Origin of the sequence: Mesorhizobium sp. M0659 (assembly GCF_040320605.1) — a bacterium.
GTDB lineage: Bacteria > Pseudomonadota > Alphaproteobacteria > Rhizobiales > Rhizobiaceae > Mesorhizobium.
The window spans coordinates 1-14573 of sequence record NZ_JAMYPY010000003.1 but is presented as its reverse complement, the minus strand read 5'-3'; the positions used below and the strand labels follow the sequence as shown (position 1 = coordinate 14573).

General features: G+C 64.0%; 13 protein-coding genes and 1 pseudogene. 4 read left to right on the top strand and 10 right to left on the bottom strand.

Annotated elements, in window-relative coordinates; all coding sequences use genetic code 11:
• Window positions 1-12: 12 nt before the first annotated feature.
• Together NKI31_RS05525 and NKI31_RS05520 are read left to right on the top strand one after the other, a co-directional pair.
• Entirely contained in the window at window positions 13-1191 is a 1179-nt protein-coding gene (locus tag NKI31_RS05525; RefSeq protein ID WP_352650759.1) for a CaiB/BaiF CoA transferase family protein, read from the top strand.
• Window positions 1188-2054 carry a citryl-CoA lyase gene (locus NKI31_RS05520; RefSeq protein ID WP_031196006.1) on the top strand — a complete coding sequence of 289 codons (867 nt, stop codon included), beginning with the start codon at window positions 1188-1190 and terminating at the stop codon, window positions 2052-2054. Before NKI31_RS05525 ends, NKI31_RS05520 begins: the two co-directional genes overlap by 4 nt.
• A 6-nt stretch (window positions 2055-2060) precedes the next feature.
• On the opposite strand, the gene NKI31_RS05515 is transcribed toward NKI31_RS05520, so the two are convergent.
• Window positions 2061-2537 carry an NUDIX hydrolase gene (locus tag NKI31_RS05515; RefSeq protein ID WP_352650757.1) on the bottom strand — a complete coding sequence of 159 codons (477 nt, stop codon included), beginning with the start codon at window positions 2535-2537 and terminating at the stop codon, window positions 2061-2063.
• Window positions 2538-2657: 120 nt separating this feature from the next.
• Window positions 2658-2960 carry a hypothetical protein gene (locus NKI31_RS05510; RefSeq protein ID WP_023704190.1) on the bottom strand — a complete coding sequence of 101 codons (303 nt, stop codon included), beginning with the start codon at window positions 2958-2960 and terminating at the stop codon, window positions 2658-2660.
• A 218-nt stretch (window positions 2961-3178) separates the two neighbouring features.
• On the opposite strand from NKI31_RS05510, the gene NKI31_RS05505 reads away from it, so the two are divergent.
• Entirely contained in the window at window positions 3179-3769 is a 591-nt protein-coding gene (locus NKI31_RS05505) for an invasion associated locus B family protein (protein WP_023669715.1), read from the top strand.
• Window positions 3770-3784: 15 nt separating this feature from the next.
• Here the strand turns inward: NKI31_RS05505 and NKI31_RS05500 are convergent, their stop codons facing one another.
• The 7 genes from NKI31_RS05500 to NKI31_RS05470 form a co-directional block, all read right to left on the bottom strand.
• Window positions 3785-4477 (bottom strand): response regulator transcription factor, encoded by a 693-nt coding sequence (locus NKI31_RS05500; protein ID WP_023704189.1) that lies wholly within the window; start codon window positions 4475-4477, stop codon window positions 3785-3787.
• Window positions 4474-7206, bottom strand: a complete 2733-nt coding sequence (locus NKI31_RS05495) for a DUF4118 domain-containing protein (protein WP_352650754.1) — start codon at window positions 7204-7206, stop codon at window positions 4474-4476. Before NKI31_RS05495 ends, NKI31_RS05500 begins: the two co-directional genes overlap by 4 nt.
• A 67-nt stretch (window positions 7207-7273) precedes the next feature.
• The gene (kdpC, locus tag NKI31_RS05490; protein WP_352650752.1) at window positions 7274-7840 is read right to left on the bottom strand and encodes a potassium-transporting ATPase subunit KdpC; all 567 of its coding nucleotides are present in this window, start codon (window positions 7838-7840) and stop codon (window positions 7274-7276) included.
• A gap of 12 nt (window positions 7841-7852) precedes the next feature.
• Complete coding sequence (gene kdpB, locus NKI31_RS05485) at window positions 7853-9946, bottom strand: potassium-transporting ATPase subunit KdpB (protein ID WP_023828336.1); 2094 nt, start codon at window positions 9944-9946, stop codon at window positions 7853-7855.
• Window positions 9943-10170: a hypothetical protein gene (locus tag NKI31_RS05480; protein ID WP_023733576.1), complete on the bottom strand. Its 228-nt coding sequence runs from the start codon at window positions 10168-10170 to the stop codon at window positions 9943-9945. The genes kdpB and NKI31_RS05480 overlap by 4 nt, the downstream gene beginning before the upstream one ends.
• Before the next feature lie 8 nt (window positions 10171-10178).
• Window positions 10179-11882, bottom strand: a complete 1704-nt coding sequence (gene kdpA, locus NKI31_RS05475) for a potassium-transporting ATPase subunit KdpA (protein WP_352650749.1) — start codon at window positions 11880-11882, stop codon at window positions 10179-10181.
• A gap of 18 nt (window positions 11883-11900) precedes the next feature.
• Window positions 11901-11990 (bottom strand): K(+)-transporting ATPase subunit F, encoded by a 90-nt coding sequence (locus NKI31_RS05470; protein ID WP_023669708.1) that lies wholly within the window; start codon window positions 11988-11990, stop codon window positions 11901-11903.
• A gap of 402 nt (window positions 11991-12392) precedes the next feature.
• Here NKI31_RS05470 and NKI31_RS31830 point away from each other — a divergent pair, with 402 nt between their 5' ends.
• Window positions 12393-14171, top strand: coding sequence for a flavin-containing monooxygenase (locus NKI31_RS31830; protein ID WP_502899096.1), 1779 nt, complete (start codon window positions 12393-12395; stop codon window positions 14169-14171).
• A 282-nt stretch (window positions 14172-14453) separates the two neighbouring features.
• Here NKI31_RS31830 and NKI31_RS31825 read toward each other — a convergent pair.
• Window positions 14454-14510: pseudogene (locus NKI31_RS31825) on the bottom strand (hypothetical protein); the annotation flags it as partial.
• Between the last annotated feature and the right edge of the window lie 63 nt (window positions 14511-14573).

Here is a 14573-nt window from a genome sequence, read left to right as displayed (position 1 = left end):
ACCTGGAGCATCATGACCGATCTGCTTGCCGGCATCCGCATCCTCGACCTGACCAATGTGCTGGCGGGCCCTTATTGTGCCTATCAGCTGGCGCTGCTCGGCGCCGATGTCATCAAGGTCGAGACGCCGCAAGGCGGCGATCTGGCGCGCCAGCTCGGCGCCTCGCCGGCGCTCAACAAAGCCGGCATGGGCGCGTCGTTCCTGGCGCAGAATGCCGGCAAGCGATCGGTGGTGCTGGATCTCAAAAGCGAAGCCGACCGCGAACGCTTCCTCGATCTCGTCGCCTCGGCCGACGCGCTGGTCGAGAACTTTCGACCGGGCGTGATGGGGCGGCTGGGGCTTGGCTATGAGGCGCTGAAAGCGGTTCGTCCGGGTCTCGTCTATTGCGCCATATCGGGGTTCGGCCAGACCGGGCCGATGCGCGACAATCCGGCCTACGACCAGATCATCCAGGGGCTGTCCGGCATCATGAGCATCACCGGCACGCCGGAGACCGCACCCTTGCGGGTCGGCTATCCCGTCGCCGACACGCTGGGCGGGCTGGTCGGGGCCTTCGCCATCGCCGCGGCGCTGGTCAAGCAGAAGACCTCGGGCGAGGGCGCGTTTCTCGATGTCTCGATGCTCGAATGCACGCTGTCGGCGCTGGGCTGGCCGGTGTCCAACTATCTGACCGCCGGTGTCGAGCCGCAGCCGATGGGCAATGAGAACATGACGGCTGCGCCCTCCGGCGCGTTTCGCACCGGCGACGGCCTGCTCAACATCGCCGCCAACAAGCAGGAGCAGTTCGTCACGCTTTGCCGGCTGATCGGCCAGCCGGAACTGGCCGACGATCCGCGCTTTGCCGAGCGCGAGACGCGCAAGCAGAACCGCGCCTCCTTGAAAGGGCTGATCGAGACAGCGCTTGCGAGCGCCTCGGCGGCTGCCTGGGAAGAAAAGTTCAACCGCGCCGGCGTGCCGGCGGGCCGGGTGCTGACGATCCCCCAAGTGCTTGGCGAGCGCCAGGTGGTCGAGCGCGACATGACCACGCGTTTCCAGGGTCTGCCCGGCATGGCGCAGCCGCTGACCGTGGTGCGCGGCGGCTTCATGGTCGATGGCGCGGCACCCTTGCCGGTCCTGCCGCCGCCTGTGCTGGGCGAGCATATGGACGAGGTTTTTTCCACCCTGCCGCCGCGCGCCAGGAGAAGCGCGTGAGCGAGAGAAAAACCGGCCGCGAACGCGGCGAGGAATGGTGGCAGACCGGCATCATCGAGATGAGCCCCGGCATCATCCGGCTGCGCGGCTATGAAATCCAGGAGCTGATCGGCCGCGTCAGCTTTCCGGCCACGATCTGGCTGATGCTGCGCGGCGAATTGCCGAGCGAGGAGCAGGCGGCGCTGCTCGGCATTGCGCTGGGGGCGGCCGTCGACCACGGGCCGCAGGCGCCGTCGATCGCCATTGCCCGCATGGCCATCACCTGCGGCGTCGGCATCAACAGCGCCATGGCGTCCGCCGTCAACGTGCTGGGTGACGTGCATGGCGGCGCCGGCGAACAGGCGCTGTCCTTCTATGGCGACATTGCCGTGGCACTTGACCAGGGTGTTGCGCTGGACCAAGCCGTAGCCGCACGGCTCGACCGTTTCTTCGCCGAGGAGAAAGGCTATGTGCCGGGATTTGGCCATCGCTTCCACCCGGTCGATCCGCGCGCGCCGCGCCTGATCGCAGTGACGCGCGAGTTTGCCGCGCGCGGCGTCGTCAGCGGACGCTTTGCCGACATCGCCGAGGCCGTCGAATCAGAGGTGGCACGGCGCAAGGGGAAGAAAATACCGCTCAACATCGACGGCGCCACCGCCGTCATCTATGGCGAGCTCGGCTTTCCGCCGCCGTTGACGCGCGGCCTGTTCGTGCTCTCGCGCTCGGTCGGCATCCTGGCGCATGCATGGGAACAGTCGCAGCAAAGCGAGCGCAACAAAGGGCCGCTGCCGCGCGAATGGCTGTGGGCCTATACGGGCACGCCGCTGCGGCCATTTCCCGCTGAGGGGGATGAGGGTCCCGCTGAAGGGGACGAGGGCAAGTGAGGTTGGTCAGGCCGGGTCCGGCACTGCCGGCTGAGGCGGCGCCAGGTTGGCCATCAGCGTCGAGAGATCCGGCTCATCGATGAGCAACGCCGCGTCCTGCGGCTTGAGCCATGCCCGCTGGCGGCTCTTGGCCTCCTGCCAGTTGGCCAGTTCCTCGGACACCTCCAACAGATAGACGACGACGTCGACGCGCACGAAATTGTGCTCCAGCCGTTTCCAGTAGGAATAGCTGCCGGCCGGCGCCTTGCGGGTCTTGCCGAGCACGCCGGCTTCTTCGCGCGCCTCGATGGTGGCGGCCTTGCGCCCGCTCTTTCCTTTCATCGGCCAGCCCTTGGGCACGATAAAGCGCTTCGTCGCTCGCGACGTCACCAGCATCACTTCGAAATTGCCTGAAACGTCCAGGCGAAAGGGAATGGCGGCGACCTGCCGAATGTGTTCGCCTCGCCTTGCCTTGCGTACCGCCTTTTTCTTAGTCGTCGCCATGTGCTGAAATCCGGTGGGCGGGCGCACAGCCGCACGCCGCCTGCAAACCCCTGATATGCCCGCGAGGCAATGAGCATCTTTAGTAAATAAGTCGACTAAGTAAATCGCAGGCGACCGATATCAACGGCAAACACGCACAATCTGGTTGTTGACGATCTGAATCGGACAAGCTTGCCGGACGACGGGCACTTCGGGGCGCGGCTGCGGCACGATCCGACGGTCCTGCTCGCGATATTGCTGCTGCTGTTGCTGGAACTGCTGCCGCTGCAGGCTGTTGCGCAATTGCTGCAGCTGGTTCTGCTGGATCAGCCGGTTGGCGCTGGGATTGACGGACTGAGCCGCAGCAGATTGCATGATTCCGGCGAGCGTTGCCACCGCCAGCATTGCCGACATCAGAACTGTCGATAGGCGAAGCGTCGACATCAGTTCGTTCCCGTACAGATATAACCTCCTCTCTATATAGGGCGTTCGTCTCGATCTGCCATGGGCGGGTCTGCCATGGGCCGATCTGCCACGGGTTGGCGAAATCCCTGAGGAAGCGGCCTGGCCGCACTTGACAGAAAAGATCGATTGACCGCTCTATCGGGCGCGGATCTCGGGCTCAATCGCTGCTGACTCGAGGCACAATCGGGAGCATATTGATGAAAAGCAGGCAAGTATATTTCGCGGCGCTACTGGGCAGCATCTGTATTCTTGGCCCGGTGGCAGTCGCGGCGCAAACCAAGACCGACAAGGCGGCGCCTGCCGCCGCAGCGCCCGCCCCTGCTGCCGGCCCGACATTGCCTGGCGGCGCCTCGGCGCTGTCCGAGACACATGGCGACTGGACGGTCAATTGCCAGGTAACCGGCACGGCCAAGGTTTGCAGCCTGTCGCATCAGCAGTTCAACAAGCAGTCCAACCAGCGCCTGCTGGCGATCGAGCTGTCGAGCAAGAGCGGCGAGGATGCCGCCGGAACGCTGGCGCTGCCGTTCGGCCTGGCGCTCGCCAAAGGAGTCAGCCTGACCATCGACGACCAGAAGCTGGAAGGCAGCTTGCCGTTCAACACCTGCCAGGCCGTCGGCTGCCTGGTGCCGGTGGCGTTCGATGCCAGCGTCACGCCGCTGCTCAAGGCAGCCACCACGCTGAAGATCGACGCCTTCGCGGCCGACACCGGTCAAGCGGTGAGTTTCACCATCCCGCTCAACGGCTTCGGCGGCGCACTGGCACGGACCGCGGAACTCTCGGCGGACTGAGCGGAAAACGTCCGGTCACTCAACCTCGCGCAGCCGGTACCCCACCCCGGTTTCGGTGGTGATGTAGCGCGGCTGGTCGGGCGACTTTTCGATCTTCTGCCGGAGCTGGCGGACATAGACCCTCAGATACTGCACGTCGGTCGAATCGCCCCACACCTGCTTCAGAATGAAATGGTGGGTCAGCACCTTGCCGGCATGCTGCACCATAATGCGCAATATGTCGTACTCCTTGGGGGAGAGCTTTATCTCCTTGCCTTCGACCTTGACGATGCGCTTGACCAGGTCGACGCTGAGATCGCCGGTGTGGAACACCGGCTTTTCGCCCTGCTGCTGGAATTTGTGGCGCAGCGCGACGCGGATGCGGGCGACCAGCTCGTTCATGCCGAACGGCTTGGTGATGTAGTCGTCAGCGCCGAGTTCGAGCGCCGCGACGATGCCGGCTTCGTCGGTGCGGCTGGACAGGATGACCACGGGCACGTCGAGGCCGTCGCCGCGCCATTTGCGCAGGAGGTCGAGGCCGCCCATGCCGGGCAGGCCGAGATCGAGCAGGATCAGATCCGGCTTTTGTGCATCGACGAGTTCGATCGCAGCGTTGGCGTTGGGCGCTTCGCTGACCGCATAACCCTGGCTGCCGAGGCCGACGCGCAGCAGTTTGCGGATCGGCGGCTCGTCATCGACGACCAGTATGCTGACGTTGGAATTTGTCATGCCGGATCACCAGATGCTTGCTCGTCCACACCTGATACGTCCGTATCGGACGATTGTACCAACCTCGGCATGCGGATTGTGAAGACTGCGCCCGGGCGATCGCTGCGGTTCGCCGCCATGATCGTGCCGCCCATCGCCTCGATGAAGCCCCGGCAGATTGACAGGCCGAGCCCGGTGCCGGCCTGGACCTGATCGCGCTTGCGCACCCGGTAGAAGCTGTCGAAGACGCGCTCCAGGTCGGCGGGCGGAATGCCCGGTCCCTCATCCATGATCTGCAGCGCGACGGAGCCATTGTCGGCCCAGCCCTGCAGCCGGATTGTCGATCCCTGTGGCGCGTATTTCGCGGCATTGTCGAGCAGATTGAACAGCATTTGTTCGAACAGCACGGGATCAAGCTTCAGCATCGGCAGGTCGGCCGGAATATCAACCTCGGTCTTGTGCCCGGCAGTGATCTTGCGCGCCCGTTGCAAGGCCGAGCCGACGACATCGCCGACATAGTGGAGAGCAAAATTCGGCTCCATGGCGCCGGATTCAATCTTGGTCATGTCGAGCAGATTGGCAATGAAGCGGTTCAGCCGTTCGGACTCGTCGAGCACGGTGGTCAGCAGCTCGGCCCGATCGTTCTCGGGCAGTGCCGGCGCAAATTCCCTGAGCGTGCCGGCCGCGCCCATGATGGCCGCCAGCGGCGTCTTCAGATCATGCGAGATCGACGTCAGCAGTGCCGAGCGCAAGCGGTCGGCCTCGGCCGCCAGCCTGGCGCGATCGACATCGGCGACCAGCTGGATGCGCTCGATGGCAACCGCCGCCTGGTCGGCCAGCGCGTCGAGCAGGCGCTGTTGCTCGGGCGTCAAGAGCGGCCCCTGCTTGTCATTGTCGAGGCCGACGACGCCGATGGCGGTACGGCCGGTCCGCAAGGGCAGGTAGAGCCGTTTTGCCCCGGGCAGGGTATCGGCGCCACGGCCGGCAGCCCGGTTGTGTTCCCAAGCCCAGCGTGCAGCCGCGATGTCGGCCTCGGCCAGCGTGTCGTCGGGGGGATAACCGGCCTTGACGGTGATCGTGCCTTCTTCCGGCAAAAGCAGCACCACGCGCAGCTTCAGCATCGAGGCGATCTGGAAGGCTGTGGCCCACAAAACGTCGTCGAGCGTGCCGGCGCCGGCGAGCTTCTTTGAAAAGAGGTAGATGTCCTCGGTGGCCCGGGCGCGTGAACGGGCGGCGGCTGCCTGACGCTGCACACGCGCCGTCAGATTGCTGGCGATGACGGCAACGACGAGGAAGACGGCGAAGGCAACGATGCTCTCCGGATCGCGGATCGTCATCGTGTAGCGCGGCTCGAGAAAGAAGAAGTTGAAGGCAATGGCGCTGAGGAAACAGGCGTACAGCGCCGGCCACAGGCCAAAGGTCACTGCCGATGTCAGCACCGCCAGCAGAAGCACGCTGGCAAGGTTGCGAACGTCGAGGAACTGATCGAGGACGGCGCTGACGGCAAGCGCGCCGGCGACATAGACGGTCGAGAAAAGATAAGGCCAGATTTGAAATGGCGTCTGCTCGGCCGCCGCCTTGACCCTCGACGTGGCCTCGTTGTCGCGCTCCGTTCCTGAAATGACATGGACGCTGATATCGCCGGCATTGCGGATCAGATCGTAGGTGAGCGAGCCCTCGATCAGTTCGCGCCAGCGCGAGCGGGTCGGCCTGCCGACGACGATATGGGTGAAATTGTTCACTGTGGCGTGGCGGACGATGTCCTGGGCGACGTTCTGGCCCGGAATGGTCGTCACCTCGGCGCCGAGCTGCTCGGCCAGGCGCAAGAGCGTGGCCAGCCGGTCCTTATCTTCCTCCGACATGGCGGCCGAACGCGGCGTGTCGACATGCAGCGCCGTCCACGGTGCGCGCAGCCGGTCGGCCAGCCGGCGCGCATAGCGGACACGAGACGCTCCGCCCGGACGCGCATCGACGCAGACGAGCACCCTTTCGCCCGCCGCCCAGGGGCCGGGAATGGCGTGCGACTGCATGTGGTTGAGCAACTGCTCGTCGACGCGCTGGGCGGTGCGGCGCAGCGCCAATTCCCGAAGCGCGGTCAGATTGCCCGGCGAGAAATAGTTTTCGACTGCGCGCTGGGCAGTGTTGGGGAAATAGACCTTTCCCTCTTTCAGCCGCTTGATCAGGTCGTCGGGCGTGAGGTCGATGATCTCGATGTCGTCGGCCTGGTCGATGATGGAGTCCGGGACCGTTTCGCGCACCCTGACGCGGGTGATCTGCGCCACGACGTCATTCAGGCTCTCGACATGCTGGATATTGAGCGTGGTGTAGACGTCGATGCCGCGCGCAAGGATTTCCTGGACGTCGAGATAGCGCTTGGGGTGGCGGCTGCCGGGTGCGTTGGTGTGGGCGAGTTCGTCGACGAGCACCAGCGCCGGCCGGCGGGCGAGGATGGCGTCGATGTCCATCTCATTCAGCACGCGGTCCTTGTAGTCGACCTTCTGGCGCGGGATGACCTCGTAGCCTTCGACCAGCGCCAGGGTTTCCTTGCGGCCGTGGGTTTCGACGATGCCGATGACCACGTCGATGCCGTCGGCAAGCATGGCGCGGCCGGCCATCAGCATTTCGTAGGTCTTGCCGACACCGGGTGCAGCACCCAGAAATATCCGCAGGCGGCCGCGCTCTTCCCGTTCCGCATGCTCGAGCAGCGCGTCCGGAGAGGGTCTGGTATAGTTGCTTCTGGCGTCCGGCATCAGGCTCGATCATGAACGGCGCCGAGGATCGTGTCGATCCCTGGCCCCTGGCTTCAGAGATTGTCTCTCACTGCTTGGTATCGTCCAGTGCCAGGTTGAGCGCCAGCACATTGACGACCGGCTCGCCGAGGAAGCCGAGTTCGCGGCCTTCGACATGGCTGTCGACAAGCGCCTTGACCTTGGCTTCGTCGAAGCCCCTGGCCTTGGCCACCCGAGCGATCTGGAAATAGGCGGCGTTCGGGCTGATGGCGGGGTCGAGGCCGCTGCCGGACGTCGTCACCAGATCCATCGGCACCGGCTGGTTCGGGTTCTCCGCCTTCAGCTTTGCAACATCGCCCTTGATGCGGTCGATCAGCTTGGGGTTGGTTGGACCGAGATTGGAGCCGCTGGACGCTGCGGCGTTGTATCCGTCGCCGGCAGCCGAGGGGCGGCCGTGGAAATATGTGTCGTCGGCAAAGCCCTGGCCGATCAGTTCGGAGCCGATGACCGTGCCGTTTTTCTCGATCAAGCTGCCATTGGCCTGGTGCGGAAACAGCGCCTGGGCGATGCCGGTCATGCCCAGGGGATAGATCAGGCCGGTCAAAACGGTGAAAAAGACGATCATGATAACAGCGGGTCTTATCTGAGTGAGCATGGACGTATTTCCTTAAGCGAGGCCAAGGCCGGTGACGATCATGTCGATCGCCTTGATGCCGACGAAGGGAACGATGATGCCGCCGAGGCCGTAGACCAGCAGGTTGCGGCTGAGCAGCGCGCCGGCGCCGATGGCGCGGTATTTGACGCCTTTAAGCGACAGCGGGATCAGAGCGATGATGATCAGCGCGTTGAAGATGATGGCCGACAGGATGGCGCTCTGCGGCGTCGCCAGATGCATGATGTTGAGCGCTTGCAGGGGGCCGATTGTATGTCCCGGCGCAACGTAGAAGACGGCAAACATGGCCGGGATGATGGCGAAGTATTTGGCGACGTCGTTGGCGATCGAGAAGGTCGTCAGCGAGCCGCGCGTCATCAGCAGCGCCTTGCCGATCTCGACGATCTCGATCAGCTTGGTCGGGTCACTATCGAGGTCGATCATGTTGCCGGCCTCGCGGGCGGCAACCGTGCCGGTGTTCATGGCGACGCCGACATCGGCCTGCGCCAAGGCCGGCGCGTCGTTGGTGCCGTCACCGCACATGGCGACCAGCTTGCCCTTGGCCTGTTCGTCGCGGATCAGCTTCAGCTTATCCTCGGGCGTGGCCTGGGCGAGGAAATCGTCGACGCCGGCTTCGGCTGCGATCGCCGCCGCAGTCATCGGATTGTCGCCGGTGATCATCACGGTGCGGATGCCCATTTTGCGCAGTTCGGCAAAGCGCTCGCGGATACCACCCTTGACGATGTCCTTGAGGTGGACGACGCCGAGCAGGCGGCCGTCACGCTCGACGGCCAGCGGCGTGCCGCCCGACTTGGCGATCTCGTCGGCGATCGCCTGGAGATCCTTGACGGTGTCGCTGCCGGGGCGCGTGCCGTGAGTGGCCGATGTCGACTGGCTGACATAGGCGAGAACCGAATCGACGGCGCCCTTGCGCACCGACGAGCCATCGATGTCGACGCCGCTCATCCGGGTCTGCGCGGTGAAGGGCACGAAGCTGGCATGCAAGGTTGCCATGTCACGGGCGCGGATGGCGTATTTCTCCTTGGCCAGCACGACGATCGAGCGTCCCTCAGGCGTCTCGTCGGCGAGCGAGGCGAGCTGCGCGGCATCGGCCAGTTCCTGTTCGGTGACGCCCTTGACCGGCCGAAATTCGGTGGCCTGGCGGTTGCCGAGCGTGATGGTGCCGGTCTTGTCGAGCAAAAGCGTATCGACGTCGCCCGCCGCTTCGACGGCACGGCCGGACATGGCCAGCACGTTGAAGCGCACCAGGCGGTCCATGCCGGCAATGCCGATGGCCGACAGCAGGGCGCCGATGGTGGTCGGGATCAAGGTGACGAACAGCGCGACCAGCACCGTCACCGGGATATAGCCGCCGGAATAGGAGGCAAAGCTCGGGATCGTGGCGGTGGCCAGCACGAAGATCAGCGTCATGCCGACGAGCAGGATGTTGAGCGCGATCTCGTTGGGCGTCTTCTGGCGCGAGGCACCCTCGACCAGCGAGATCATGCGGTCGAGGAAGGTGTGGCCGGAGGCGGCTGATATGCGCACGCGAATCCAGTCGGACAGAACCTGCGTGCCGCCGGTGACCGCCGAACGGTCGCCGCCGGATTCGCGAATGACGGGTGCGGACTCGCCGGTGATTGCCGCCTCGTTGACCGAGGCCACGCCTTCGATCACTTCACCGTCGGACGGGATGATGTCGCCGGCTTCGACCAGCACGATGTCGCCAACCTTCAGGCTGGTGCCGGGCACCAGCTTGAACCTGGAGCGGTCTTCGCCGGCAAGCAGCTTGGCCTGGGTTTCGGTGCGCGCCTTGCGCAGCGAATCGGCCTGCGCCTTGCCGCGGCCTTCGGCGACGGCCTCGGCGAAGTTGGCGAACAGCACGGTGAACCACAGCCAGATGATGATCTGCAGCGTAAAGCCGAAATCGCCGCCGCCGGTGACGAGATCCTTGACGAACAGGACCGTGGTAAGAAGCGAGACGATGCCGACGACGAACATCACCGGGTTCCTGACCAGCGTGCGGGGGTCGAGTTTCCTGAAGGCGCCGCCGATGGCCGGCCACAGGATGCGGGCATCCATGATGACCGCGGATTTGGACTGGCTCATTTGATGGCTCCAGAATCTGAACTGTTGGCCGGCACCGACCGATCGGATGCCGAAAAGAGGGGCGGCGGACCATAGGCCAGCAGCCAGATCACGATCATGACTGCCGCGAGGCCGAGGAAGGTAGATACGCTGGGGAAGGGAGGGGGCGTTTCCTCCCCCTCATTGCCGGCTCGTGGGCCGGCTCGCGGCCGGGCCTTCATGCGTTTCGGGTAGAACCAGGACATGACAAGCCTCAGAATGTCTGGCCGTTGATGGCAGCCAGGTGCTCGACGATCGGTCCGATCGCCAGTGCCGGGAAGAAGGTCAGGCCGACGACGATCAGGATGACGCCGACGAGCAGGCCGACGAACAGCGGGCCGTCGGTCGGGAAGGTGCCGGCGGAAGCCGGAACCGTCTTCTTCGTCGCTAGCGAGCCGGCAATGGCAAGCGCTGGAATGATGACGAAGAAGCGACCCACCCACATGGAGATGCCGAGCGTGATGTTGTACCAGGGCGTGTTGCCGGAAAGGCCGCCAAAGGCCGAGCCGTTGTTGGCCGCCGCCGAAGTGTAGGCATAAAGAACCTCGGAGAAGCCATGCGGACCGCCATTGGCCATCGAGGCGACGGCGCTTGGCAGCACGACCGCTATTGCCGTGAAGACCAGCATGACCAGCGGCAGAGCTAGGACGGCGAGCATTGCCATCTTGACCTCCTTGGCCTCGATCTTCTTGCCGAGATATTCGGGCGTGCGGCCAACCATCAGGCCGGCGACGAACACGGTGATGACGATGAACATGACGATGCCGTAGAAGCCGGCGCCGACGCCGCCGACGATGACTTCGCCGAGCTGCATGTTGAGCATCGGGACCAGGCCGCCAAGTGCTGTGAACGAGTCATGCATGGCGTTCACCGCACCGCAGCTCGCAGCCGTGGTGATGACGGCGAATAGTGCCGAAGCGGCAATGCCGAAGCGGCTCTCCTTGCCTTCCATGTTGGCGCCGTCGACGCCCAGCGCATGGACCAGCGGATTGCCCGCGGCTTCCGCCCAGTAGCAGATAACGACGCCAGCGATGAACAGCACACCCATCGTGGCCAGGATCGCCCAGCCCTGGCGCTGGTTGCCGACCATGCGGCCGAAGACGTTGGTGAGTGCGGCACCCAGCGCGAAGATCGTCACCATCTGGATCATGTTGGAGATGGCGTCGGGGTTTTCGAAAGGATGCGCGGCGTTGGCGTTGAAGAAGCCGCCGCCATTGGTGCCGAGCATCTTGATGGCGACCTGCGAGGCGACCGGCCCAAGGGCGAGCGTCTGCTTGGCGCCTTCGAGCGTGGTGGCGTCGACATAAGGCCCGAGCGTCTGCGGCATGCCGAGCCAGACATAGACAAGGGTGAGCACGATGCTGAGCGGCAGCAGGATGTAGAGCGTGCAGCGGGTCATATCGACCCAGAAATTGCCGATCGATTTGGCCGAGGCGCGGGCGAAGCCGCGGATCAGCGCCACCGCAATGGAAATGCCGACGGCGGCGGACATGAAGTTCTGAACAGTCAGGCCGGCCATCTGCACGAGGTAGGACAACGTGCTTTCGCCGCCGTAATTCTGCCAGTTGGTGTTGGTGACGAAGCTGACGGCAGTGTTGAAGGCGAGATTGGGTTCGACCGATGCCATCCCGGCCGGATTGTAAGGCAGGACGCCCTGCAGGCGTTGCAGAAAGTACAGCACCAGGAAACCGGCAAGGCTGAAGAAGATGATTCCTGCCGCGTAGGTCGTCCAGTGCTGCTCCTCGAGTTCGCTGGTTCCCGAAATGCGGTAGAGGCCGCGCTCAACGGGTCCGAGTATGGGCGAGAGAAAGGTGCGATCGCCATTGAAGACGCGGTACATGTAGCCGCCGAGCGGCTTCACCAGCAAAACGACCATCCCGCAATAAACCAGGATCTGTATCCATCCGTTGAGTGTCATGGGTTTCCGTGCCTTGCTTCAGAAGCGTTCTGGGCGAACGAGGGCGTATGTCAGGTAGACGAGCAGGAACAAGGTCACGCCGCCACCGAGGATGTAATCGACAAGCATGGTGCGATCCTTCCGCTTAAAGAGCGTCGCAAGCTTTGATGTAGGCGAGGGAAAGACCGAAGAACAAAACCTCGATCCCGATGACGACGATGTCCATTTGTGTTGGTCCTTGCTTCTGCTTGTATTTGGCGCCAGCGACTGGCGAGCCAGAAATTCCATGAGAACGGCCCGCCGTAACTCTGGGGTCACGGCGTCCGCAGCGTTTTGCTCGAGATGGAATATGGACCCGATCGCCATAAAGGTTCGAGACGGGGCCGGGAGGAAAGATATAAAATTCCTATAAAGATTTCCGGGAGATGGCTCCGTTCCGGGCCGCTAGAAACCGACGCCATGATATCGCGACCCCTCTTGCGGCGGCTCCGTCTTTCGAAACAATGGGAACGCAAAGTGAGGGAAAAACAGATGCTCGACATGGCACCATCGAAACAGGCGGCGACATGGCTTTGCGCGCTTGCACGGGCGCTGGAAGCTGATGACGCCGAGGCGGCCGCCAACCTGTTCGTCGAGGATTGCTACTGGCGCGATCTGCTGGCTTTCACCTGGAACATCACCACAATGGAAGGCCGCGATGAGATCCGCGACATGCTGCAAGCGACGCTGGCGGAAGCGAAGCCCTCACACTGGACGCTGTCCGGCGAGGCGACCTCGGATGAGGGCACCGTCGAGGCCTGGTTCACGTTCGAAACGGCGGTCGCGCGGGGCGAAGGGATTGTGCGCCTTACGGACGGCCGCTGCCGGACCTTGTTCACGGCGGTGCGTGAGCTCAAGGGGTTCGAGGAACAAAAGGGACCGGCGCGGCCGCTTGGTATCCGTCACAAGGCCGATCCGAAGCGCGAAACCTGGGCGGAGGCGCGGGCGCGCGAGACGCGCGACCTCGGCGCCACCGAGCAGCCCTATTGCCTGGTGATCGGCGGCGGGCAGGGCGGCATCATGCTCGGCGCGCGGCTGAGGCAGCTCGGTGTGCCCACCATCATCATCGAGAAAAATGCGCGCCCCGGCGATTCCTGGCGCAACCGTTATCGCTCGCTCGTGCTCCACGATCCGGTCTGGTACGACCATCTGCCCTACATTCCGTTCCCGGAGAACTGGCCGGTGTTCACGCCCAAGGACAAGATGGGCGACTGGCTGGAGATGTACACCAGGGTGATGGAGCTCAACTACTGGGTCGCCACCAAATGCCTCAGCGCCAGCTATGACGAGGCCGAGAAGGTGTGGACTGTGGTGGTCGACCGCGTCGGCCGGCAGATCACGCTGAAGCCGAAGCACATTGTCTTTGCCACCGGCGCCTATGGCCCGCCACGCCAGATCGCGCTGCCCGGCGCCGAGACCTTCAAGGGCGAACTCCTGCATTCCAGCCAGTATGCAAGCGGCGAGAAATTCCGCGGCAGACGTGTCGCTGTCATCGGCGCGGCAAGCTCGGGGCACGATGTCAGCGTCGACCTCTGGGAGAGCGGCGCAGACGTCACCATGATCCAGCGGTCGCCGACGACAGTGGTGAAATCCGACACTCTGATGGAAGTCGGCTTCGAGATCTTCTCGGAAAAGGCTTTGGCGCGCGGCATCAGCACCGACAAGGCCGACCTGATCGTCGCGTCCACGCCGTTCGCGCTTGTACCCAAGGGCCAGCGGGATCTTTACGAGGTGATCAAGGCACGCGACGCAGACTTCTACGACCAGCTACGCGCCGCCGGCTTCGCCATCGATTTCGGGGAGGACGAGACCGGGCTGTTGATGAAGGCCTACCGCACCGGCTCCGGCTACTACATCGATGTCGGCGCCTGCGAACTGATCATCAATGGCGAGATCAAAGTGAAGAGCGGCGTCGGCATCAGTTCATTGACGCCGACCGGCATCCTGTTCGACGACCGCAGCGAGCTGGCCGTCGATGCGATCGTCGCCTGTACCGGCTACCAGTCGATGAACGAGACCGTGGCGGCCATCGTCTCGCGCGAGGTCGCCGACAAGGTCGGGCCATGCTGGGGCCTCGGCTCCGGCGTCAAGGGCGATCCCGGTCCTTGGCAAGGCGAGCTGCGCAACATGTGGAAGCCGACGGCGCAGGACGCGCTGTGGTTCCACGGCGGCAATCTGGCGCTGTCGCGGTTTTACTCGAAATATGTGGCGCTGCAGATCAAGGCGCGGATGGAAGGGATTGCGACGCCGGTGTTTGGGCATAGGCGCTAAGATAGCTTTGGCATGGACTGAAACTTGCGCTTTCGTGGTGGTTCGCGCCAGCGATATCGCAAGGCATGGAGATTTTGGCGCAGGGCCGCCAAGGAAGGTTGAGTAAAGATGGTCGCGATCAGAGAGGCGACGATCTGGCGGGTTGCGCGCCACAGCAGCGGGCGCCCGTCGCTCAAGGGGGAGAGACACCCAACTCCTGCGAGAGGGTTCGGTCACAAGCGCGATGAGGAAGTGGGCAAGGATCCAAGGCCTTGCGATCCTTGGGTCCTTGGCGGGAGGAGAGCGCAGCCCGGTCAGGCTCTTCAGACGCTTGAAGGCGAGTTCGATGCGCCAGCGCATGCGGTAGAGCTTGAGGACCGTATCGGCGGGAAACTCCTCCCGGTCAAGCGAGGTCACAAGCAG